At 35.2% G+C, this 24625-nt stretch carries 25 protein-coding genes, 1 pseudogene and 1 CRISPR repeat array; of the genes and pseudogenes, 16 read left to right on the top strand and 10 right to left on the bottom strand.

The genetic code is table 11. From position 1 onward, the window contains the following. Positions 1-78 precede the first annotated feature (78 nt). From OCV48_RS00890 to OCV48_RS00935, 11 genes and pseudogenes are all read left to right on the top strand, one after another. Positions 79-1956, top strand: a pseudogene (locus OCV48_RS00890) (DEAD/DEAH box helicase family protein); the annotation flags it as partial. A 35-nt stretch (positions 1957-1991) separates the two neighbouring features. Next, complete coding sequence (locus OCV48_RS14120; RefSeq protein ID WP_449495035.1) at positions 1992-2123, top strand: hypothetical protein; 132 nt, start codon at positions 1992-1994, stop codon at positions 2121-2123. Positions 2124-2170: 47 nt separating this feature from the next. Next, positions 2171-4291: a recombinase family protein gene (locus OCV48_RS00895; protein ID WP_147590857.1), complete on the top strand. Its 2121-nt coding sequence runs from the start codon at positions 2171-2173 to the stop codon at positions 4289-4291. Beyond that, entirely contained in the window at positions 4216-4587 is a 372-nt protein-coding gene (locus OCV48_RS00900; RefSeq protein ID WP_147590858.1) for a TnpV protein, read from the top strand. The genes OCV48_RS00895 and OCV48_RS00900 overlap by 76 nt, the downstream gene beginning before the upstream one ends. A 216-nt stretch (positions 4588-4803) precedes the next feature. After that, complete coding sequence (locus OCV48_RS00905; protein WP_004563499.1) at positions 4804-5133, top strand: DUF6442 family protein; 330 nt, start codon at positions 4804-4806, stop codon at positions 5131-5133. Beyond that, positions 5130-5336, top strand: coding sequence for a helix-turn-helix transcriptional regulator (locus OCV48_RS00910; protein WP_003865061.1), 207 nt, complete (start codon positions 5130-5132; stop codon positions 5334-5336). Before OCV48_RS00905 ends, OCV48_RS00910 begins: the two co-directional genes overlap by 4 nt. Positions 5337-5345: 9 nt before the next feature. Continuing rightward, on the top strand, positions 5346-5648 hold the full coding sequence (locus tag OCV48_RS00915) for a hypothetical protein (protein WP_147590859.1): 303 nt from the start codon (positions 5346-5348) through the stop codon (positions 5646-5648). 19 nt (positions 5649-5667) lie between these two features. Continuing rightward, positions 5668-6465 (top strand): YhfC family intramembrane metalloprotease, encoded by a 798-nt coding sequence (locus OCV48_RS00920; protein WP_262558520.1) that lies wholly within the window; start codon positions 5668-5670, stop codon positions 6463-6465. Positions 6466-6641: 176 nt separating this feature from the next. Beyond that, positions 6642-7317: a CRISPR direct-repeat array (repeat unit 36 nt; unit sequence GTTAAGATATGATGAAACTCCGAAGGAGATTGAGAC). A gap of 195 nt (positions 7318-7512) precedes the next feature. Further along, positions 7513-7830 carry a CRISPR-associated endonuclease Cas2 gene (gene cas2 / locus OCV48_RS00925; protein WP_147590861.1) on the top strand — a complete coding sequence of 106 codons (318 nt, stop codon included), beginning with the start codon at positions 7513-7515 and terminating at the stop codon, positions 7828-7830. Positions 7831-8140: 310 nt separating this feature from the next. Beyond that, entirely contained in the window at positions 8141-9529 is a 1389-nt protein-coding gene (locus OCV48_RS00930) for an alanine/glycine:cation symporter family protein (RefSeq protein ID WP_021982629.1), read from the top strand. 18 nt (positions 9530-9547) lie between these two features. Continuing rightward, the gene (locus OCV48_RS00935; RefSeq protein WP_021982628.1) at positions 9548-10903 is read left to right on the top strand and encodes a sodium-dependent transporter; all 1356 of its coding nucleotides are present in this window, start codon (positions 9548-9550) and stop codon (positions 10901-10903) included. Positions 10904-10966: 63 nt separating this feature from the next. Here OCV48_RS00935 and OCV48_RS00940 read toward each other — a convergent pair whose 3' ends face one another. Further along, the gene (locus OCV48_RS00940) at positions 10967-11686 is read right to left on the bottom strand and encodes a LytR/AlgR family response regulator transcription factor (protein WP_147590862.1); all 720 of its coding nucleotides are present in this window, start codon (positions 11684-11686) and stop codon (positions 10967-10969) included. Between the two features lie 14 nt (positions 11687-11700). Beyond that, a complete protein-coding gene (locus OCV48_RS00945) occupies positions 11701-12963 on the bottom strand; it encodes a hypothetical protein (protein ID WP_147590863.1) in 1263 nt (420 codons plus the stop codon). 166 nt (positions 12964-13129) lie between these two features. Here OCV48_RS00945 and OCV48_RS00950 point away from each other — a divergent pair, with 166 nt between their 5' ends. Together OCV48_RS00950 and OCV48_RS00955 are read left to right on the top strand one after the other, a co-directional pair. After that, a complete protein-coding gene (locus tag OCV48_RS00950) occupies positions 13130-13732 on the top strand; it encodes an accessory gene regulator B family protein (RefSeq protein ID WP_147590864.1) in 603 nt (200 codons plus the stop codon). Further along, positions 13729-13866, top strand: a complete 138-nt coding sequence (locus OCV48_RS00955) for a hypothetical protein (protein ID WP_262558525.1) — start codon at positions 13729-13731, stop codon at positions 13864-13866. The genes OCV48_RS00950 and OCV48_RS00955 overlap by 4 nt, the downstream gene beginning before the upstream one ends. A gap of 428 nt (positions 13867-14294) precedes the next feature. Here the strand turns inward: OCV48_RS00955 and OCV48_RS00960 are convergent, their stop codons facing one another. The 3 genes from OCV48_RS00960 to OCV48_RS00970 all read right to left on the bottom strand — a co-directional run bounded on the left by OCV48_RS00960 (position 14295) and on the right by OCV48_RS00970 (position 17975). Next, complete coding sequence (locus OCV48_RS00960) at positions 14295-15776, bottom strand: methyl-accepting chemotaxis protein (RefSeq protein WP_147590865.1); 1482 nt, start codon at positions 15774-15776, stop codon at positions 14295-14297. A 305-nt stretch (positions 15777-16081) separates the two neighbouring features. Continuing rightward, entirely contained in the window at positions 16082-17311 is a 1230-nt protein-coding gene (locus OCV48_RS00965; RefSeq protein ID WP_147590866.1) for a reverse transcriptase domain-containing protein, read from the bottom strand. Positions 17312-17537: 226 nt separating this feature from the next. Beyond that, a complete protein-coding gene (locus OCV48_RS00970; protein ID WP_147590867.1) occupies positions 17538-17975 on the bottom strand; it encodes a hypothetical protein in 438 nt (145 codons plus the stop codon). Positions 17976-18079: 104 nt separating this feature from the next. On the opposite strand from OCV48_RS00970, the gene OCV48_RS00975 reads away from it, so the two are divergent. Continuing rightward, a complete protein-coding gene (locus tag OCV48_RS00975) occupies positions 18080-18490 on the top strand; it encodes an EamA family transporter (RefSeq protein ID WP_147590868.1) in 411 nt (136 codons plus the stop codon). A gap of 54 nt (positions 18491-18544) precedes the next feature. Here the strand turns inward: OCV48_RS00975 and OCV48_RS00980 are convergent, their stop codons facing one another. Next, positions 18545-19999 (bottom strand): TrkH family potassium uptake protein, encoded by a 1455-nt coding sequence (locus tag OCV48_RS00980; protein ID WP_147590869.1) that lies wholly within the window; start codon positions 19997-19999, stop codon positions 18545-18547. 12 nt (positions 20000-20011) lie between these two features. Beyond that, complete coding sequence (trkA, locus tag OCV48_RS00985; protein ID WP_021981820.1) at positions 20012-21370, bottom strand: Trk system potassium transporter TrkA; 1359 nt, start codon at positions 21368-21370, stop codon at positions 20012-20014. Between the two features lie 125 nt (positions 21371-21495). Between trkA and OCV48_RS00990 the strand changes: the two genes are divergently transcribed. Together OCV48_RS00990 and OCV48_RS00995 are read left to right on the top strand one after the other, a co-directional pair. Next, entirely contained in the window at positions 21496-21693 is a 198-nt protein-coding gene (locus tag OCV48_RS00990) for a hypothetical protein (RefSeq protein ID WP_147590870.1), read from the top strand. 44 nt (positions 21694-21737) lie between these two features. Next, on the top strand, positions 21738-22649 hold the full coding sequence (locus OCV48_RS00995; RefSeq protein WP_021981819.1) for a hypothetical protein: 912 nt from the start codon (positions 21738-21740) through the stop codon (positions 22647-22649). 234 nt (positions 22650-22883) lie between these two features. On the opposite strand, the gene OCV48_RS01000 is transcribed toward OCV48_RS00995, so the two are convergent. The 3 genes from OCV48_RS01000 to OCV48_RS01010 form a co-directional block, all read right to left on the bottom strand. Next, positions 22884-23018 carry a hypothetical protein gene (locus OCV48_RS01000; protein ID WP_262558531.1) on the bottom strand — a complete coding sequence of 45 codons (135 nt, stop codon included), beginning with the start codon at positions 23016-23018 and terminating at the stop codon, positions 22884-22886. Positions 23019-23103: 85 nt separating this feature from the next. Then, the gene (locus OCV48_RS01005; RefSeq protein ID WP_147590871.1) at positions 23104-23520 is read right to left on the bottom strand and encodes a hypothetical protein; all 417 of its coding nucleotides are present in this window, start codon (positions 23518-23520) and stop codon (positions 23104-23106) included. Between the two features lie 46 nt (positions 23521-23566). Then, on the bottom strand, positions 23567-24445 hold the full coding sequence (locus tag OCV48_RS01010) for a YitT family protein (RefSeq protein WP_021981816.1): 879 nt from the start codon (positions 24443-24445) through the stop codon (positions 23567-23569). Positions 24446-24625 lie beyond the last annotated feature (180 nt).

The raw sequence follows: 24625 nt of genomic DNA on the forward strand, positions 1-24625 counted from the left end.
AAGCATACCAAAAGAAGTACGCTGAGGAGAATAGCGATAAAGTAAAGCAACGAAAAAAGCAGTATTACGAAGATCATAAAGAGGAACAAGGTAAAAGAGGTCATTTCTGATATTTTGTTCTTAAAGAAGCGTGACCGTGTGATGGATTTGGAGCCGGACTGGGTGCATCTGTCAGAGGATGAGAACGGCATTGCCATGAATAGCTATTTTGCCGAACACCCAGAGATGATTGTGGGAAAAATGGAAATGGTCAGCGGACCGTATGGTATGGAAAGTACCTGTATGCCCGATACCACAAGACCATTTGCACAGCAGCTACAGGAAGCGGTCAGCCATATTGACGGAGAGATAGAAGCGGTGGAGCTGGATGAGCTGGCAGATGAGCTTGCGGATGCCACCATTCCGGCGGACCCGGATGTCAAGAATTACAGCTATACTCTTGTGGACGACAAGGTGTATTACCGTGAAAATTCCATTATGAAGCCTGTGGATATGTCAGCTTCCATGCAGGAACGTATCAAGGGCATGGTGGGTATCCGAAACTGTACGCAGGAGCTTATCAATCTGCAATTAGAGGAATATCCGGATACAGTAATCAAGGAAAAGCAGGCGGAGTTAAACAGTTTATATGAAGCTTTTTCCAAGAAACACGGTCTGATTAACTCGCAGACAAACAAAAGAGCATTTAATCAGGACAGCAGCTATTGTCTGTTATGTTCTCTTGAAAAATTGGACGATGAAGGCAATTTCAAAGGCAAAGCGGATATGTTCACGAAGCGTACCATTAAAAAGGCAGAGGTTGTCACAAGTGTGGATACGGCAAGTGAAGCATTGGCAGTGTTCTTATCGGAAAAAGCAAGAGTTGACCTCGATTATATGGCAGAGCTGACTGGAAAAGATGTGGATACGGTCAAGGAGGAGCTGACAGGTATTATATTCCAGAATCCATTGACGGATCAATGGGAAACAGCAGATGAGTATCTAAGTGGAAATGTCCGTGACAAGCTGGAAACAGCAAAGGTTTATGCAGAGAGTCGCCCGGAATACGCTGTGAATGTGCAGGCACTCACACAGGTACAGCCGAAGGAGCTGGATGCCAGCGAGATTGAGGTACGTATCGGTGCAACATGGATTGATCCGAAGTATATTGAGGATTTTATGAGGGAGACTTTTGGAACGCCGAAGCGTTTATTAGACAGGAATGTCGTAGGAGTACAGTATTCCAATGTGACAGGACAGTGGAACATAAAGGGAAAAAATGCGGACTACAGTAATTCCCTTGTAAATATGACCTACGGTACAAGCCGGAGAAATGCCTATACCATTCTGGAGGATTCCCTGAACTTAAAGGACAGCCGTGTTTACGATACCATAGAGGAGGACGGCAAGGAAAAGAGAGTCCTGAATAAAAAGGAAACCACCATTGCATCACAGAAGCAGGAAACCATAAGGGAAGCATTTAAGGACTGGGTGTTCCGTGATCCGGAACGCAGACAGGTACTTGTGGCAAAATATAATCAGCTTTTCAATTCCACAAGACCAAGGGAATATGACGGTTCACATCTGAAATTCCCCGGCATGACACCGGATATTGAGTTAAAGCATCACCAGAAAAATGCGGTGGCTCATGTACTTTATGGAGATAATACGCTGCTTGCCCATTGTGTGGGAGCCGGAAAGACTTTTGAAATGACAGCGGCAGCAATGGAGAGCAAACGTCTGGGATTATGTCAAAAGAGCTTATTTGTGGTTCCGAACCATTTGACGGAGCAGTGGGCAAGTGATTTTTTACGGTTATATCCCGGAGCAAATATCCTTGCTGCAACAAAGAAAGACTTTGAGCCTGCCAACCGTAAGAAATTTTGTTCCAGAATCGCCACGGGAGACTATGATGCGGTTATTATCGGGCATAGTCAGTTTGAGAAAATTCCGCTTTCACAGGAAAGACAGGTACGCCGATTTCAAACAGTATGACGGAGCTTTACACCAATATGCGTTACCTTCAGTATGGTACGCTTCAGAAACTGGGACTGGGACATTTTGACAGTTGGGCATCCTCTTTTGGAGAAACTCAGACAGCCATTGAGCTTGCACCGGAGGGCTATGCTTTAATAGGACGATAAAGTTAACTATCCTAAATTGAAAATACATAAGGAAGGAGGTTAAGAGAATGTCAAGGACTTCAAAGATTACAGCACTTTATGAGAGATTATCAAGAGATGATGACCTGAATGGCGAGAGTAATTCCATTACCAATCAGAAAAAATACCTCGAAGATTATGCCCGTAGGAATGGTTTTGAGAATATCCGCCATTTTACTGACGATGGTTTTTCGGGTGTAAATTTCAATCGCCCAGGCTTTCAGTCTTTGATAAAAGAAGTTGAAGCAGGCAATGTCGGAACATTGATTGTTAAGGATATGAGCCGATTAGGGCGAAACTATCTGCAAGTCGGATTTTATACGGAAATTCTGTTTCCGCAGAAAGATGTCCGTTTTCTTGCAATCAACAACAGCATTGACAGCAACAATGCTTCGGATAATGATTTTGCTCCGTTTTTGAATATTATGAACGAATTTTATGCCAAAGACACGAGCAATAAAATCAAGGCTGTATTTGATGCCCGAATGAAAGACGGAAAGCGTTGTAGCGGTTCAATCCCTTATGGATATAACCGATTGCCGAGCGATAAGCAGACGCTTGTTGTTGACCCTGTGGCTTCTGAGGTGGTAAAGCGTATCTTTCTGCTTGCCAATGAGGGCAAAAGTCCACGAGCCATAGCGGAAATACTGACCGAAGAAAAGGTTTTAATTCCTGCCGCATATGCAAAGGAATATCACCCAGAACAGTACAACGGGATTAAGTTTGCAGACCCTTATATTTGGGGCATATCTGCCATTAGAACGATTTTAAGCAGGCAGGAATATCTTGGACATACTGTTTTGAGAAAGTCGGTCAGCACCAATTTTAAATTGCATAAGAGAAAGACTACCGATGAAGATGAGCAGTATGTGTTTTATAACACCCACGAGCCTATCATATCGCAGGAACTTTGGGACAGCGTTCAGAAGCGAAAGAAACGAGTGAACAGAGCTGCGGCAAGAGGTACACATACCAACCGATTAAGCGGTTATCTGTACTGTGCCGACTGTGGCAGAAGATTGACCTTGCAGACACATTACAGCAAAAAAGACCGCTCCTTGCAGTATTCGTACCGTTGCGGTGGTTATGCGAGCAGGGTAAATTCCTGTACTGCTCATTCAATAAGTGCTGATAATGTTGAAGCCTTGATATTATCGGCAGTCAAACGCTTTTCAAGATTTGTTCTGAATGATGAAAAAGCCTTTGCTTTGGAACTGCAATCCCTTTGGAAAGATAAGCAAGAGGAAAAGCCGAAGCACAATCAATCGGAGTTGAAACGCTGTCAGAAACGCTATGACGAACTCTCTACGCTCATTCGTGGCTTGTATGAAAATCTTATATCGGGATTGCTACCCGAAAGACAATACAAGCAACTGATGAAGCAGTATGACGATGAACAGGCTGAATTGGAAGCGAAAATGGAAATGATGAAAAAGGAACTTTCTGAAGAAAAAGACAGCACTATGGATATTCAGCATTTTATATCGCTGATACGCAAGTACAAAAATCCTACGGAAGTTTCTGATTTGATGTTTACCGAACTCATTGACAAGATTGTGGTGTATGAAGCCGAGGGTGTGGGAAAAGCAAGAACGCAAAAGGTTGATATTTATTTCAATTATGTCGGGCAGGTCGATATTGCCTACACCGAGGAAGAACTTGCCGAGATAAAAGAGCAGGAAGAACAGGAAGAAATGGAACGATTGGCAAAACAGCGTAAGCGTGAAAAAGCCTACCGAGAGAAGCGAAAGGCAAAAAAACTTGCTGAAAACGGTGGCGAAATCGTCAAAACAAAGGTATGTCCTCATTGTGGGAAAGAGTTTCCCCCTACAAGCAACCGACAGATTTTCTGTTCAGAGGATTGCTGCTATCAGGCAAGGCAGGATAAGACAAAAGCCGATAGAGAAGCGGAAAAAGGAAGTCATTATTATCGTCAGCGTGTATGTGCTGTGTGTGGCAGTACTTACTGGCCTACACACAGTCAGCAGAAATTCTGTTCCGAGGAATGTAAAAAGGTAAATAACAATAAGAAAACCTTGGAGTTTTACTACAAGAAGCAAAAGGAGAAAGAACTATGCAAAGATTTATTACAGACGAAAGAACAGGTATCCGATACGAACTCATCGGAGATTACTATTATCCCTGCCTGACAGTAGAGAAAAGTCCTCCCCTTTCAAAATATGGTCGATTGCGGCAACGATATTTGAGGGAACATAAGCGTGTGCTATATTTTAATCTGCTGACAAGCGGAAAGTTATATGAACACCTTGCCGAAATTGATACTTCGGCTCGTGATATGGCGGAATATCTGATAAAGGAAATGGCAAAGAAGCAGCGTGTAACGGAAGAACTGAAAGCAACGGATATGATGAGATGGATAGGATTGATGAATAACATTCGCTCCTGTGTTGATGAGATTGTATTGAATGATATTGTGTATTCCTAACGGAGCACCAACCGAAGAAGAACTGCTGTCAAACCGATGGCAGTTTTTCTTTTTCGGCAAGTATTCAAGAAGTCATTAAGTTGTGAGTATAGTCGAAGTGGTAGAAAAGTTACCTATTATATCGGTTGTAACTTTTTTACGAACTCTGTTGACAAGAAAACTTGGTATGTGTATAATATAAAATATGCAAAGAAAACTTGGTATGGAGGTGTTTTTATGAAAAAGGACGAAATCTTAAATGCAAGCAGAAAAGAACATCGCAATAAGGACTTGGCTGAAATGGAAGTGGTATATCAATCCGGAAGTCACGCAAGCAGAGTTGGTGCTTTAGTGTGTTGTTTGCTTTCGCTGTTATCTTCTGTGCTTGCTCATACTATGATTTACAGTCCGTGGGTTATATACTTCAGCATTATTGCAACACAATGGTTAGTTCGTTTTATCAAAATGAAGCGAAAGAGTGATTTGGTCTTGACCGTTCTGTTTTTTGTGCTTTCCATTTTGGCATTTGTTGGATTTGTTAGCCACCTTTTAGAGGTGAGAATATGAAAGAACAATTACAACTGAAAAATCACTTAAAGGAAGTTCGCACAGAAGCAAATCTTTCTCAAGCTCAGCTTGCAGAAATGGTAGGGGTATCAAGAAATACCATTAGTTCTATTGAAACAGGACAGTTTAATCCAACTGCAAAATTGGCTCTAATTCTTTGTATTGCATTGGACAAAAAATTTGAGGAACTATTCTATTTTTAGGAGGTCATTATGGAAAATATTATAATGTTGATTTTGGGAGTGTTCATATCTGTTGTGGGAATTGTAAATATCAAAGGCAATATCAGCACAATTCACTCTTATAACAGGCGAAAAGTAAAGGAAGAAGATATACCAAAGTATGGAAAAACAGTCGGCACAGGAACGCTGATTATAGGAATATCTCTTGTATTAGGTTTTATTGTTTCGTTTTGGAGTGAAATAATTATGGATTATATCATTCTTCCAGCAGTTATTGTCGGATTAGGCTTTATATTGTATGGACAGTTCAAATACAATAAAGGAATTTTTTGAGAATCAGGGAGGTATAAAGATGGAATTGAACACAATATCAGGTCTGGCGATAGCGGGAGTTATCTGCTCCGTTGTCCTCTCGATGGGGGTACCGATTGCTTTGTTCATTGCAGGAAGGGTGAAGCTTAAGGCAAGGATTTCCTCGTTCTTTATCGGAGCAGGAACCTATCTGCTGTTTGCCATGCTGTTGGAGCAGCTGCTGCATGTTCTTGTCATTCAGTTCTGCGGACTGAACGCACAGAGCAGGCCATGGCTTTACTATGTGTACGCGGCTTTGGCTGCAGCGGTTTTTGAAGAGACCGGAAGACTGATTGCCATGAAGTTCTGGATGAAGAAATGGCTGGATTTTCCAAATGCACTGATGTATGGAATCGGGCATGGCGGTGTGGAGGCCATTCTGCTCGGAGGACTCTCCGGAATCAGCAATCTTGTGTCCATGCTGATGATCAACAGCGGAGCCATGCAGAATACGCTGGCGGCACTTCCTGCTGAGTCTGCAAACCAGACCGTGTCACAGCTGTCGGCCCTATGGACAACACCGGCACCACTCTTTTTTGTAAGCGGAATCGAAAGAATCAGTGCCATCATTCTGCATATCGGGTTGTCACTGCTGATTTACCGGGCGGTAAAGGCAGGCAAATGCAGGACAGCGTCTTTTACAGCGGTTCTTGCATATGGGATTCATTTTATCGTGGACTTCTTTGCCGTGGCAGGTCCGGCGCTTCTTCCCATCTATGTGATTGAAATTGGTGTCTTTGTGATGGCAGCCGGAACTCTTGTTATGGCGCTGAAGATGGGAAGGATGGAAGAACTGTGAATTCCAGTTTTCTGCTATCATAAAACAGAATATATCTGACAGAACGCACCGTAGAAATACGGTGTTTTTTGTTACCCCAAACCCATAATTTCATACACAACCACAGGTTAGTACAAATACCTTATGTGCGTTTTTGAAAGGCTTAGAAAGGGATATTTACCCCGATTTTCGCCCCGGTTAAGATATGATGAAACTCCGAAGGAGATTGAGACGTTTTAAGTGTTCATCTAATACTTTGTCAGCAATTCGTTAAGATATGATGAAACTCCGAAGGAGATTGAGACAATTATTAATAGTTTTTTTGTTTAATTTATTTTTCATGTGTTAAGATATGATGAAACTCCGAAGGAGATTGAGACGAGTCAGACACATACTGGTCGTGATTTCCTATAACAGTTAAGATATGATGAAACTCCGAAGGAGATTGAGACTTGTATTCGGCTACTTTTAATAAAATAACCGTGTTAAGATATGCTGAAACTCCGAAGGAGATTGAGACAAACGATAATTCTATTGTACTATCATCTATTGCTTGTTAAGATATGCTGAAACTCCGAAGGAGATTGAGACCAGTTGAAGATGAGGATTATGACGATTATGCAATGTTAAGATATGATGAAACTCCGAAGGAGATTGAGACATTTTAAAGCTGCATTATCTTCATCATAACAAGCGTTAAGATATGATGAAACTCCGAAGGAGATTGAGACATACGCTGTGACGAGATTTCTACGAATATTAATAATTTGTTAAGATATGATGAAACTCCGAAGGAGATTGAGACCTGGATAACAAAGTGCTATATTTTTATTCAACGTTAAGATATGATGAAACTCCGAAGGAGCTTAAACTAATATCGTAGTAGCTAAGTATTTTATATTTAAATATTAGGTAATTTGCTTGAAACAACCCAAAATACAAATAAAAGAATTATATTTTAATTATGAGATTTATAAATGATAGGAAATGGTATTATAATTTTAATGAAGAAAATGTTTGGTTAAAATCAATCAAATATTTAACAGTAATAAGATTGGAACGTAATATATGGAAGATATTGATTATTTTAAAATAGATGAGAAAATATCAGAAAATGAAGTGCTTGTTCTGGTTATTTATGATATTGCTAATGATAAAAAACGTAATAAATTGGCGAGATGTCTTAACAAATATGGATTTAGAGTTCAAAAATCGGCATTTGAAGGAACTATAAAGAGAAATCTTTATGGAAAATTATTAGATGAACTGAAGCAATTTGCAGAAGATAATGATAGTATAAGAATATATAAGCTTAATAATGATAGTGAAATTGTAACATATGGTGTAGATAATAATAGAAAATTAGATTCTGTTATAGTAATATAATAATATTTCGTATAATAATATAAAAAGCTGCTATTGAATCAATAACAGCTTTTTCACTTTTCGTAACTCATATTTATCGTTGTATTTTATAGCCTCATTTCCCCTAAAATCATTGCAACATTACATCAATTATAGTATATTATACTACATATAGAAAAAACGACAGAATATGACAATGCACGAAGATGAGCAGAGATGAGATATTTAGTTTTGATATAAACTTTATATCTTATTTTTTGCGCGACATTTTTAGAGAGAGTAATTGCATAAGAAGATTCGTTTACAGTATTGAGGAAGGATTACTATTAAGATGATAATAACGATTATTGAGAAGATTTATTCATTTCTTTGGGGTGATATTTTGAGGATACCACTGCCACAGGGAGGAAGTATTGGTATATCTTTACTTGTGCTTATTTTGATTCCAACGGGAATTTATTTCACGATAAGAACAAGGTTATTACCGATAAGATTATTTCCGGATATGCTCAGAGGACTTACGGAGAAAAAGAAACATAAGGACAGTTTAACGGCATTTCAGACCTTGATTGTATCGACTGCAACGAGAGTCGGAATGGGAAATCTAGTGGGCGTTGTAGCTGCGATTTCAGCAGGTGGCGCAGGCGCAGTATTCTGGATGTGGGTAACGGCGATTATTGGCTCGTCTACTGCATTTATAGAGGCAACATTGGCACAGATGTATAAGGAAAAAGACCCATTGTACGGAGGATATCGTGGAGGTCCGGCATATTATATCCATAGCTTTTTTGAAAATAAATTCAAAAAGAAGAGAAGATATGTGCTTATATCGATTTTATTTGCAATATCCGGACTTATCTGCTGGTGCGGAATCAGCCAGGTTATAAGTAACTCTGTTGCATCTGCATTTGATAACGCATTTAACATACCACCGCTATATACGACAATTGCGTTGGTGGTGATAGCAGCGATAATTGTCCTCAGGAAAAATGCAACTGTCAAGGTGTTAGACGTAGTTGTTCCAATTATGGCTGTATGTTATTTTATAATCACATTATTTATTATTATAAAAAATATTGGAAGTATTCCGGGCGTATTTGGAAGAATTTTCGAAGAGGCATTTGGAATCCGACAGGTCGCAGCAGGAGGTTTTGGTGCAGTTCTTATGAATGGTGTTAAGAGAGGATTGTTTTCAAATGAAGCGGGTTCTGGTTCGGCACCATGTGCGGCAGCGGCAGCAGAATGTGACCTTCCGGTCAAAGCAGGATTTACACAGGCACTAGGTGTATTTATCGATACGATAGTGATATGTAGTTGTACAGCAATGATTATGCTTACTGCACCAAGACATATTGTTGATGGTAAGGCAGGAATGGACTTATTACAATCGGCAATGCAATATCATCTTGGTAAATTCGGTGTAATATTTATTGCGATTACATTGTTTCTATTCAGCTTCTCGACATTTATCGGAATTCTGTTTTATGCCAGAAGCAATGTGGCATATCTGTTTGGTGACAGGTGGCTTTGGCAGACGTTATATAAAATAATTGCGTTAGTAATGTTATTTATCGGTGGAATTGCGACATATACATTTGTATGGGACTTAGGTGATGTCGGAATAGGACTTATGACTATATTTAATATCGGAATGTTATATCTGATGGGTGGACAGGCATTAAATGCTCTGAAAGATTATGAGAAATCTAAGAAAATATAAGATGAAAGTAGGTTAATTATGAAACGTGAATCTTTTAAGTCGAGGATTGGCTTTCTGCTTGTAAGTGCCGGTTGTGCGATAGGAATTGGAAATGTATGGAGATTTCCATATGTGACAGGTGAAAATGGTGGAGGCCTGTTTGTATTATTATATTTATTATTTCTAATTATAATGGGACTCCCTGTACTTACAATGGAACTTGCAGTTGGTCGTGCAAGCCGTAAAAGTGCAGTACTAGGCTATAAGGAATTAGAGAAAAAAGGTAGTAAATGGCATATACATGGCTGGATTGCTATACTTGGATGTTACGTTCTTATGATGTATTACACAACTGTTTCGGGCTGGATGGTATCATATTTCTTTAAGTTTCTTAAAGGAGATTTTACTAAAGGAATGAGTGCAGAGGATACAAAAGCAGCATTTGGTAATCTTCTTTCTGATCCAAAGCAGATGACATTCTGGATGATACTTACAGTTGTACTTGGTTTCTTCGTATGCAGCAGAGGATTACAGAATGGTCTTGAGAAAATAAGTAAATTTATGATGAGTGCATTACTCATTTTGATAGTTGTATTGGCAATACATAGTATTACACTTTCAGGTGCAGCAGAGGGAGTTAAATTTTATCTTGTACCAAATATGAAGAGTGTATCAAATGTAGGACTGAAGAATATAATTACTGCGGCCATGAATCAGGCATTTTTTACATTGAGTCTTGGCGTGGCAGCAATGGAAATATTCGGAAGTTATATGAGTAAGGATTTCACTCTTGCAGGAGAGGGCATTAAAATATGTGGACTTGATACATTTGTGGCAATAATGTCAGGACTTATTATTTTTCCGGCATGCTTTAGTTATGGCGTAGAAGTAGATGCCGGTCCAAGTCTTATATTTGTTACACTTCCTAATGTATTCGTAAATATGGCAGGTGGTCGTGTATGGGGCTGTTTGTTCTTCTTATTTATGACATTTGCAAGTTTCTCGACAGTCATTGCTGTATTTGAAAATATTATGTCATTCTGTATGGATATGTTTGGCTGGAGCAGAAATAAAGCCGCTGCCGTAAACGGAATTATTATTCTTGCAGCAAGTATGCCATGCGTATTAGGATATAATATATGGAAAAATCTTCATCTTATCGGAGGTCGTGATGTGCTAGACAGCGAGGACTTCATTGTAAGTAATTTGCTGTTGCCGATAGGTTCGCTTGTATATCTGATGTTCTGTGTTACTAAATGGGGCTGGGGCTTTGATAAATATATTGATGAAGCCAATACAGGTAAGGGTATTAAGATTTGTAAGAAACTTAAATTATATTTTCAATTCATATTACCGATATTAATTATATTTATTCTGATTCAGGGCTTGATATAAAAGTTGTCTAATATAAAAGTCGTCTAATGTAAAAGTCGTTCAATATAAAAGTCGAATTGATACTTAAATCAATTCGACAGTTTCAAAGAATGTGTCCCAATATTTTCTTCCAATAGGAATATTATTGCCACAGATGTTCAGGCATCGATTTAATCGGTCGGTATTTTCAATGTAAAAAGGATTAATAAGGTAGTGCTTATGACATTGAATCAGTCTCGAGTCCGTCATTCTTATAAAATCTTCTATAGTATACATACTTGTAATAATACGTGAATTAGTAAGCTGAAGGGTTTTTCGGCGGCCAGATGCTTCGATTAATATAATGTCATTAACGGAAATGTGGTGCTTGATTCGTTCAATATCACAGACAGTAATCATTGTTTCAAGAAAACCGGTTAATAACATGTGTGATATCTGGTTCAGGATAATGTCTGCATCGTAGGGCTTAGTAATATAATTATAGCAATGAAAATTAGACATTGCATAATGTCCATCACCTGAAACAGATGTTAAAAATAATATCGGTGTTTTAAAATAAACATTAATACTACGAAGATGTTTCGCAATAGCATATCCACTTTTATCATTTTCCATCTCAGTAAGATGAATATCTAAGAGAAATAAAGTGAAATTTATTGTATGTACCGAATCATCTATTATTTTAAGTGCCTGTTCAAGATTGTCTGTATGAGTTATAGTCCAGTCGGGATATTTCTGACTTATGGTAGTTGAAAGCATCCCGGCTTGTAAATTATCATCTTCTACAATAAGTACATTTTGCATTGCAATCCTCAATTCTATAGTTTAATTTTAAATATTATCCAATATCTGCCTTCATGCTCTAAGCAATCTACATAGAGATCGCTGTCGTTATATTTCAGTATTTCCTTTTTTAAATAATATAAGCCCATACCATGGGAAGCTGTAGTAGCAGTATTTTTTGATGAATAACCATATGTAAAAAATTTATTGGTTTCTTCGTGTGAATAATATTTTAAAACAGGGTTTCGTATTTCTATTTCCGTATATTTATTATCTGATTTAATATTAACATAAATATTGTCTTTTGGGTAGCTCGCATCAATAGCATTTTGAAGTAAAATACATGATAAATCAGTCAGCAGTACCTCTGATGCCTGACTTACTAATATTTCAGAGATTATATCAAAATTGATTATAATATCTTTAGCTTCTGCCTTAATTGACAGACTATATAATGCAGCAGCAAATAATGGCATATTTATGGAAAGCAATGGATAACTACGCAACGGTTTACCATATGTGTTAGTATAATCATGAAGCTTTTCTCTTATATCGTCCAGGTTATCGGTTGAATCACATAGAAGTTGCAAGGTCTGAATTCTGTTTGAGAATTCATGCTGACTTGAACGAATATCTTTAATTAACTCTTCATAAATAGGCTGGTTCTTCAGATAACTCTGGAGTTCATGTTCTTTGGCTAAAATAACACGCTCATAATATAATAATAAGAGGTTACATAGAATTAAGAACATTATGAAAATTATATATACATAAATGTGTCTATATAGAAATTGTATATTCATTTTGGCAATTATTATAACTGAAATTACAATGAAATATGAATAAATTAATGCAATTTTATATGAAAACCTGGTTGAAGTAATTATGTTGTAAATCTTGTATACAGGAGTAAAAACTAAGATGAGGGATAATGCTATGGTAACAAGATTGCCTGTTAATTCTAAGATTTCAGGATTCTGTATGGCTAAATGAATTATGGATACTATAATTGCACTCACAATTTCAAGAATCAGACTAGTTATGGTGGATATAAATAAAAGTAATATTTTCTTAAATAACCGGTCTTCAAATAATGAACATATAATCAGAAAGACTAATTGTCCGAATAGTGTCATGGCGATAAGCTTATCATGAATAAGATAATTGATGGTAACCATATCGATTAATACTATGATTGATAAAAAAATTATTTTATTTATATTTAGTTTTCTTCGGGTATATGCCTTCGAAATGAATATTATTATCATACATTCGAATAACGGGGATAAAAAATTCATAAAAACACCTCATTTTTTAATGAAATTATATCAAAAAAAGTGGCAAAAACCAACATTTTTCTGAAACTTTTCGAAAAAAATGTCGTTCGTTACGTGAAACGTGTCGTTCGTTACAAGTTGTCCCAAACGTATTGAAAAAGTTAATTTAGAATATAAAATATTATATATGAAGAAAAACAAATTAAGCTGGTTAAACCAGTGGGACATACTGAACAACAAAATTTCAAAAAAATTAGCTAATAATTTATGTAATAATGAAAGGTCTGCTAATATAGTAGCATATGGCATAAATGTACTTATTAATGACATTGAAAAAGGATTCATTCTGGTTATGACATTTACGACTATGGGATTAATAAGTATGTTTGTCAAATCATTTATAATTATAGCTATGTTACGAATGTGGATGGGAGGTAGCCACAGAAAGACCATGCTTACATGTATTCTTCAGTCATATGCCGAATTTATGTCTGTATATTTAATTAGTCGGATAATTGATTATACAATTCAGATTCAGATAGTTGTGACATTAATAATATGTCTGATAGATTTATTATATTGTCCGATAATTCTGAGTAAGAGAGGCAAATATAAAAAGAGAAAATTATATTTATTCAAATGTATTGCCTTAATTAACATTTTAATATTGTCGACAATCTGTTTCTATGTTGGCAATAATCTGAAAATATTGATATTATCCTGCGAAATAATTCAAATTATTGATGTAATTCTGGCGAAAATAACAAAATTGAAAGGAGAAAGATTATGAAATTGAAAGAAAAAGTTGCAAATTGGATTGAAGATTTAACAGAGGAAATTTTCCAGAATACTGCAAGCCAGTTACTCTGGGGTGAACCAGACGTTCCAGAAGAATTATTAAATATCGTTTCAGACGAAAACTAAAGCTATCAAGGTAGGTAATAATATGAAGCAATTTTATGAATGTAACATTGCGGGAAAAATATTAGCTGTTTTGATAACGGGAGACTTTGCCTAAGCAAAGAAAATTTGTTGTAATTGGTTATTGTAAAACGAGTTATGAAAAAGGTTATTGCAGAGTCGGGTGAAAATTAGGCTCTGAAACAATAAAGATGTATTCATAATATAAATGGGAATATAGATAAGAGAACGGGGTATAAAGAATATAGTAAATAATGATGGATAATAGAAGAATATCTTCTGTTATCCATCATTTATTTATTAAGGAAAATATATATTTAGGAGGAATTACAAATGTTATTTTTATAATATATGGGGCAATATGGTTGCTTTAATAAAAAATAGCATTTTATAGTTTACTAATCCTCAAGTCTTATAATCAGTTTGATAGTTTATTTATTCATTAAGTCAATAAGTGACTGCATTTTAGCAGATATAGTATCAAGAATTTCTGTATTATTGTCTTCGGATGACATTGTTTCAGTCGCATGTGCAGAAACCTCTTCGGAAATAGCAGAGATTGTCTGAATCGAATCAATAATTTCTAAGTTGGATACTTTTAATTCTTTAATACTATTTTCGAGTGTACCAATATTATTCTTAATTTCAACGGTGTTAGACTGAATAGATTTGAAACTTTCAGTAGCATTAATAGATGATTGTTTTTCTTCCTGAATACCATCAATCATCTGGTATATAACTTCAACAACCTGTGTAATAGCATCTGAAATATCTTTAACAAGTCCGGTTATATGTAATGTTGCCTCATCTGTCTGGGTTGCCATTTTAGAAATTTCTGAAGCGACAACAGCAAATCCTTTTCCAGCTTCTCCGGCCTGAGCTGCTTCAATACTTGCATTGAGTGATAAAAGGCTTGTCTGTGATGTTATATCACTGATGATTCCGATAATAGAATGCATTTCATTCACATATTTATTAAGAGTTTCAAGGCGTTTGGCTACATCTGAACTATTCTCAACAGAAGTATTAATCTTATCTACGAGACTGTTAAGGTTAGCATTTCCGGCGTTTAAAGCATGTAAAGTATGAAGCATATTTGAAGATATCTGTGAAGTTACTTCTGTGACCATATCAACTTTATTCTGAATAGCCTCTGTCTGCTGCATCTGTGTCTGTACTGCTTCAGCAGTATCAGTTGCGCCGGCGGATACTTCGTTCATTGCAAGCTGAGTTTGTTTAGTTGACTCATTAAGTTTCTCAAGCTGTATATTTATCTCTTCGACATTTGACTTGGTATTTTCTGATAAATCAGAAATATTATCAAGAAGTTTTTGCGTCTTATCCTGTGCTTCAGTTATTGTTTTAAGCTTCTGCTTAGAATTAAGATTCAAAGTCCTGGATGTAAGTATTGAATAGAATGAAATCAAGAGAACTACTGTAATCTGGACAACAGCTGAATACACACCTGCATAGCCGAATTTACCATTAGTTGCACCTGCTGTAACAATAATGATATTTTCAATAATTACACCAACATTGATAAGTGTAGAATATTTGATGTCATTATACACAGAGATTACTAAAATCAAAGGAATAACATATGCAAATGTCAGGTTATTAGTTGATGTAAATATTGTAAATGTGTAAAAAATTGCGAATCCGATAGCAAGAAAATGCTTAACCATCGTGGTATCCTTATTTTTATGCATGGATATAAATTCACCGATTATAGGTGCTAATCCAAGAACATAAGCAATTATGCAATAGATAATTGACTGGTCGCCTTTAAATGTCTTAAGTGTGGTAAATAAAATCATTAATACTACAGTAAGAGTATGTGTAAATGTTGCAAGCGTATTGTTTCTTGCCTGTTCTGAAAGTTCATATACTTTATTTTTCACGTTTTTATTCATTGGTAGGACTCCTTTCCACTGTATATAATCGGTATTACGTCTGAATTACGAATAGTATTGTATAATTTTTATAAAAAAATAATTAGATAATAAGATAATTTAGACAAAATACATAACTATTTATATTCTATTACAAATCCAGGTATTAATCAATCATTTTCAAGTGAGAAATCAAATTCATTTCGGGCATTCATTTCGGGCATTCATTTCGGGCATTTAGTTCGAGCGTTCATTCTAGCATTCATTTCGAGTGGAAAATCATATTCATTTCAATAAAGAAATTAATCTCAATTTTAGATGAAAAATTAAAATTTCGATTTATAATATTCGTTTACAAGATTTCTATAGCCAAGTTTTTTAAGAGTCTCATATTTAATACGGTAATTGCCTTTATAATGACGTCCGGTTATCGTATAGCGGATATATTCCTGCATATAATCATCAATGATTTTAAGTCCTTTTGTGGTCGTGATATTGGGAAAAAACCAACGGCTCCAGGTAAAATCAGAGAAATCATCTGATTTTACATTAGAATTATTTCTACCATACAATTTGTTGTTTATCGTATTAATAAAACCGATAGCAGCCTTCTCAACTGGCAATCCTTTCTTACGCTGCCATCGCCTTAGTGCCTCTGATTTCCTTTTAATCTTCTGTTTCATTTTACGAATGGAATTCGTTGATAAATCTATTTCGCCATTACAATAAGAGAAACCTAGAAATTCCCAGACTTCACCAGGTTTTGTAATGTATTCCTTTTCATGATTTATTTCTAATTTTAAATCATTTATCTTAGAATATAGTATAGTTTTGAGAGATATAAGCTCCTCATAAGTATCGGCAAAGAGAATTATATCATCGGAATATCTGTAGTATTCAATGTTATTCTCATAAAAATATGTATCAATATCTCCCATATAAATATTAGCGAAGAATGGTGATATCGGAATTCCAGCCATTCCACCATGAGCTTCAGTTATAATTTTTCCATTATAATAAATGTGGTTTTCCGATAAAATATTTTCGAATAAATTATATAGAACTAAATCGGTGGCTTTTATTACTTCAAGTTTTGATAATAAAATATCAATGTCCATAGAATTAAAGTAATTTTTAATATCTACTTTAAGACAGAACTGAGATTTGATGTGTTTATTATGCTTTATTTTGCGGATAGCATTTGAAACACCATAATTATGCCTGAATGAGTAACAGTTATCTGCGAATAAATAATCAAAATAATGGAGTTTATAAGCAATAAATTTAAGAGTGATATTTATATCAGAACTATAGGAGTAGACAACTCTCTTTTTAGATGATCCAGCCTTATTAATGATTAACTTCGTAGCAGGTTCACCTGGAAAAGTTCCATCTAAAAGTTTCATTTTCATAGCCTCATATGTGGAATTATCTATGTAATTCTTAATAGAAGCAATCTCACTTTTATCAAAATAAGAATTCATCATTTTAGATTCAAGAAAATTATTAAATTCTGTATGGTTAAAGCAATCTGTAATACTGACATAGGTATTCATATTATATATAGCCTCCAGGGTAGTATATGATGAAAAAAGAGTATAAAAAAAGAAAGAGAAAAAACTTTGAAGATATAAAGCTGTGCTTATATCACCAGACTGAACATATACTGATTACCCACAAAATCATCTAGGGTATATGCTTCGCCCGCCATGGGTGTAATATGAATTACATTTCTCTTTCTTTTACACATATTATAAAGCAGATTTTGGAAATGTCAAATAATTACTTTATGTTATCAGCAATTCTTTGCTTAATATATTCCTCTGTACTAGGAAGATAAGTCATTATATTAATGCAATGAACTCCAGCATTCTCACTTGCATTATGTGCAGCTACAACATCTGAACGTCTATAAGCATTCTTATCTGATAATACCATAATTGTTAAACGTACAGCATCAAATCTGCTTAAAGTATATGTGTATTTTGCTGCAAATTTTTCAGTATTAAATATATTAGAAGAAACATTCTTCTTAAGTTCATAATCGGGATAACATTCATGAACAACCTTTTCGATTCGTTCATTTACACTTAGATTTTTGCCATGTTTAGCTGAACTTGAAGCAGCAGTATTGTCATTTGCATAACTTTTTACATTATCTATTACTTCATTAGCCGGTTTATTTGCTGTTTTAGAAAATAAATTTTTAAATAGTCCCATTTCCACACACTCCTGTAAATATAAAATATCGTAATGCCGGATATACAACTCTAAGCATATGTCCATCGCATTATACAACTTAATTACCATAATTCTAGCATAGCATAGAAATATTTACAATTGCTAATTCAGTATTTGCAGCATTGACATCGATTCTTGCAAAAATCGGTATCAATGGAGTTAATTCAAATCTTGCGACCGCAATAAGAACATTGGTTGTACTTGCAATGGCCTGGGGAATGGTATTTATAACAAATACCCAGGCAGGAATTATGGAAATAAGTAAAAAGAGCTGGTTATTCCTGATACTATCGGGACTGGCAACAGGAGCATCATGGTTATGCTATTATAGGGCACTTCAGATGGGTAATGCATCAAAGGTTGTTCCGATTGATAAGCTTAGTGTTGTTATAACACTTATTATGGCGTTCGTATTCCTGCATGAGAAAGTAACACCTAAATCAATAGTTGGTTGTGTACTTATTGGTATAGGAACTTTATTAATGGTATTATAGAATTATGACAGATAATTGCATATTGAAGATGCAATTATCTGTCATAAAAGATATTTATCTGCGTTTCCAGGTGCTTATACTTAACGTACCAAGAAGTGGTAAAATCTCAAGTCGGCCTGCAAGCATATCAAAAATCAGAACTAATTTAGAGAATATGCTGAAACCGCCGAAGTTACAGGTTGGACCGACGGCATCAAGTCCGGGACCTACGTTATTAAAGCAGGCAACAACTGCTGAAAAGTTCGTTGTAATCGAAAAATTATCAATCGATATAAGCATAAAGCTGAAAATCAGAATTAATGAATAAGCAATAAGATAAAGGTCAGTTCCATCAAGAATCTTTTCACTTACTTTCTGTCCATTCATTCGGACCACCTGAACTTTATTAGGATATAAAGTACGGTGTATATGTCGTCTCAAATTCTTAAGAAGTAATAATAATCGTTGAAATTTAAGTCCTCCTGCGGTACTTCCTGCGCTCGCTCCGACAAACATAAGGCATAGCAGTAATTGCTTAGAAAAAACAGGCCATTTATCAAAGTCTGTTGTGGCAAAACCAGTTGTTGTCATAACTGTTGAGACTTGAAATGCTGCATGCCGGAGGCCTGTAGTTACGCTTGAGTAAATGTGATAGATATTAAGTGTAATTAATGCAGTAGATACCACGAATACACTAAGGTATGCACGCAATTCTTCATCTCTCCAGACACTTAATAAGTGTTTTGTAAGAATAAGATAATAGCAGCTAAAGTTAATACCGAATAACAACATAAATATTGTAGTAACATTTTGCAAATATGGACTATAACTTGCCATACTGTCACTCTTAATTCCAAAACCTCCAGTTCCAGCTGTTCCGAATGTTGTGCAAACAGAATCAAATAATGGCATACCTCCTATGAAGAGAAATAGGAAATTCAATATTGTCATAGCCATATATATGCCGTAGAGAACTAATGCGGTTTTCTTCATGCGTGGAACGAGCTTACCGACGTTAGGGCCGGGACTTTCAGCTCTTAACAAATGCATTGTAGATCCGCTATTATGGTCACTTTTAGGGACGAACACCATAAGTAGTACAAGAACCCCCATACCACCTAGCCAATGGCTGAAACTTCTCCAGTACAGAAGCCCTCTCGATAATGATTCAACATCAGATAGAATACTGGCACCTGTTGTAGTAAAACCTGATACAATCTCGAATAGAGCATCTATAAAAGAAGGTATCTGTCTTGATATAAAGAATGGCAGACAACCAACAAGACTTATGAGAATCCAACAGGCAGATGCACATACAAGTCCTTCTCTTTGATGGAAACCATTAGATGGATTTCGACTGAATAAATACAAAATACCTGCTAATACTATTGAGATTCCTATTGTAGCGAGAAAAGAAAGTGCAACCTTTGTTTCTTTATCATAGATACAGATAAGCATTGCAGGAATCATAAATACAGCTTCTAATATCAGAATACCTGAAAGAAATCGATTTATTTTCTTGTAATTCATATGCGTTCTCCCTTATTCAAAAATATCATTAAGTTGAAGAAGTACGTGGTCAGCTTTAGTAACTATAATTACCGTATCACCAGCTTCGAATGATGAATCACCACTAGGAATTTCTGTTTTACCATTATGAGTAATACAAACGATAAGAGTACCTTTTTTTAAATGAAGATTTCTTAGTGGAATACCACAGTTACGTGTGTTAGAATCTGCTACGAATTCTACAGCTTCGGCAAGACCATTTGCTATAGAATGGACAGATACCGCAGCACCGGATTGATTATGTATTGCACGGACATATCTGACAATTGTATTACAACATAAATCTTTAGGGCATATGACACTTCCGATTGGAAGAGGGTCTAAAATTTCAGTATTTTCGAAATGTCCGATTTTAGTAATAACCTGAGGAACACCGATATCATTTGCAAATAATGATATTATAATATTAATTTCATCAAGTCCGGTCATTGATACAAGTGCATCACAATTCGAAATGCCCTCGCTCTCTAAGATTGAGTGATTGCTTGCATCACCGCATATTATATCGGCTGACGGAAGAAGGTCGGCTAATTCTTCACATCGTTCACGGTCTTTCTCAATAATCTGCACATGAATGCCACTTCTTATTAATTTGCTTGCAAGATAGTAGCCGGCACGACCACCACCAGCAATCATTACGTGATTGACCTTATGTGTAATGATATCAAGATTTTTTAATAAAACTGCAAGTTCATTAGTAGGGGCAGTAACAAACACTCGGTCATCTTCCTGAAATACAAAATTACCATCAGGCATAATTGCCTGACCTTTTCTAAGAACGGCACATACTAAAACCTTACACTTAATAATGGAATCAAGATTTGATAATGCCACACCATTTAAACGACTTTTACCATTAATTCTTAATTCGACGATTTCGACTCTGTCCTTTGCAAATGACTCTCTTTTCAAAAAACCCGGAAGCTTAAGAAGTCGTTCTATCTGATGGGCAGCCTGTTTCTCAGGATTAACCACAAGTGAAAGTGCAAATGCATCACTCATCTTGAAAATCTGTTCAGAATATTCAGGGTTACGAATACGTGCAATCGTATGAATATGTGGATTAAGAGTATGAGCAGTTAAGCAGCATAACAGATTAATTTCATCGGCACTTGTAGCAGCGATAAGTAACTTGGCATCGGAAATGCCAGCTTCTTCAAGTACATTCATAGTTGCACAGTTACCAGTTACCGTCATAATATCATACTGGTCAAGCGTACTGTCTAAGACCTCCTGTTTAGAATCAATAAGTGTTAAATCATAGCCTTCAGAGGAGAGTTGTCGCACGATAGCGGCACCGACTTTTCCGTCTCCAGCAATTATTACTTTCATTATTTCCTCCATATCTACATATTTGTAGATTTAAATATATTATTAATAAGTGTTATCGCAAAATTATGATACTACCCCACGATAACTCTTATTATATAATTAAGTCAGAAAAAGGCAAGGGGTAAATGAAGAATTTTGTGTCCATTCAACAAGATTTATGGACAGGCAAAATTCCTTATGTTATGATAAATAGTCATAGCAGATATGTTGATATTCAGAGAAGGTATCCAGTAAAATATTCAGTAAAATATCCAGTAAAATATTCAGTAAAGTATTCAGCAAGAAATTTAGCAAGGTATCCGGCAGGATATTTAGCAAGATAATATTAAGATTTATATAAAAGAAAATAGAAAGTGATGATATAAATATGAATAAAACTACAAGAAAGGTTGCACATTACCATCTTCCAGGTTTATTTGAATTCTATGAATTGTATCGTGTATTTTTACAAATATACAGGGAACACAGAGAATTTTTTTATGATTGGTGTGATATAGGCTCTATATATGGTGCACCAGAGGATTGCATATGGGGTGGCGGACGGACTTCATTTGGAAATAAGAGTCCGGAGAAAGTCTTAGAATTAGTTCAGGAATATGATATTTCAGCAAGGCTTACGTTTAGTAATTCATTGCTTAGAACAGAACATCTTTCTGATAGAAAATGCAATGAACTTTGTGATTTATTCGGAAGAAATGAGGATAAGAAGAATGGTGTGATTATTCATTCGGAACTGTTGTTAGATTATCTGAAAAAGAATTATCAGGGGTTCTATTTTGTATCTTCAACCACTAAGGTTATAACTGATTTTGGAGAATTTCAAAATGAAGTGAATAGAGATGATTTCCTATATGTTGTACCTGATTTCCGATTAAATAAAGATTTTGATAATTTAAATAATCTGTCTGAAAATCAAAAGGATAAAGTGGAGTTCTTATGCAATGAATGTTGTTCGCCTGCTTGCAAGGTAAGAAAGCTGTGTTATGAAAATGTAAGCCGTAAGAATCTCGGAGAAGAATGTCCTGAACATCGCTGTACTTCATTAGATGATGGCGTTGGATACTCATTTTCAAGGGCAATGACCAATCCTACATTTATAAGTATAAATGATATTAAAAATATTTATTTGCCAATGGGATTTTCAAATTTCAAAATAGAAGGACGTGGACTTGGAAGTGCATTGATTCTTGAATTTTTGCTGTATTATATGATTAAACCGGAGTTCCAGATTAATTTAAGAGAGAAAATATATTTAGATAATATGTTAGATTTATTCTGATATACAAGGTGTTTGGAAATCGTATCAGGGACAGCTACAATTGATGTACTGATAACAGAGATTAAGAAAATAAGAAATTTTCAATATTCAAAAAATTAAAAGAAAGATTGAAAAATATAAGAACTACCCCTGACCTGCACTTGTCATATTATAATAAATATTTGAGTGCAGCCAAAAGGGTAGTTCTTTTTAGTATATAGGCAATTCTTTAGTATAAATTAACTTATATATGTATTATATAACTTTTTTGTCATTGCTTTCATCTGAACCATTTTTCTTAAATGAATTACCATTATCGAGCCAGAAACCGAACACACCGACTGCGAACACAATAACACAAAGTACGCCTACAAAAATATCCTGAATCATAGTTAACCTCCATTATGCAAAAGCATTAAAATTTGAAAATATTATTATAAGATTGTGTATGTGCTTCTGCCAAAGAGAAGCGTAACTAGATTCTTTTTTTGCCGTCCGTATTATGTATGTAACTTATAACCAGTTCTTTATTGGAGGTTTTAATAAAGGGAACCAGTTCATATTTGAATTTAAAACGTGTGCCATTAATACTTAATAGAAATGTATACATGAAGTCAGAGATTACTTCTTCCTTTACATTTCGAAGAAACTGCCTGCTTTCAATACGTTGATGATAAGCAGGTGAGTAGAAACCAAGCATTTCCGCAGTACAGATTGATGTATCTGAACTGGCATTATTTGTAATATTTATAGTGGGATTATGAACTTCAATTGGTGTACATAAATATGTAGGCTCTGTTTTGACATTTTCAAAACAAAAGCCGGATATGAGGATTATAATTGCAATTATGGAATATGCAAACCGGTATTTCTTAATATGTATAAAGCTCATAAATGTTCGTCCTTTCTAAATATTTAGCCTTTTAATAAATATTGTTTTAGTCATTAGGAATATTGTGAAATCTTCCTGACAATTCTTCGGTCTTAACAATATTGATAAATGCGTGAGGGTCAATTGAACGGATTAATGGAATTAACTGTCTTTTTGACTCGGCATTGATTACAGAATATATAAGTGTTTTTTCTTTTTCTTCATAGCAACCGATGCCTTTGAATAAAGTAGCATCGTGGTTAGTCAATTCTTTTATTGCATGGTATATTTTATCAGATTTATCAGAAATAATAAATAGTGTTTCTTTCTTATAACGTTTATAAAGCATTTGTATAATCTGTGTGCTGCAAAATTGATATATAATCGAGTAAAGTGCAATAGGCCAGCCAAATAATGCGCCTGCGATAATAAGCATAATTGCATTTCCGAGCAGGATATAATTCCAGGCATCAATGCCTTTTTGCTGTGACAGAAAAATGCTTATGAAATCTGTACCGCCAGTGGTAGCACCCACATTGAGGCAGAGAGAAATCGCAAAGCCATTAATAAGTCCGCCGAACACACTTACTAACAGGATGTCCTGCGTAAATATGTAATGTGGTAAAATATCTACAAAAATACTTGATAAAAATATGGTTAATATTGAGTAAAGAGTGAATTTCTTACCAATATACTTAAATGCAATATAAATCGGAAAGAGATTCAATACGATATTAAATATTGTATATGGAATTCTAATATGAAGAAAATTAAATATGATTTCCTGTAATAATAGTGATAATCCTGAAAAACCACCTGGGAAAAGATTTGCTGTTTTAGCAAAACAACACAGATTCCAGGCAAAAAGTATAGATGCAATCACTACTACAAATAATCGGAAAAATTGATAGAATTTAGGATATTTTGATTCGAGTGTCTGAAACATATCTACACCTCCAGTACAATTAAGATGTAGATATTATAACACATTATATGATAATAATATATTAGAAGTTTCAATAATTAATATAATTTACTCAAACCCCGCAGATACATATTTTAACCTGTATTCACTTAATATAGATGATTTAAGGCAACTATGTAAGTGAGAAGTTTGCGTAATTTA

Origin of the sequence: Bovifimicola ammoniilytica, from assembly GCF_025567085.1 — a bacterium.
Lineage (GTDB): Bacteria > Bacillota > Clostridia > Lachnospirales > Lachnospiraceae > Bovifimicola > Bovifimicola ammoniilytica.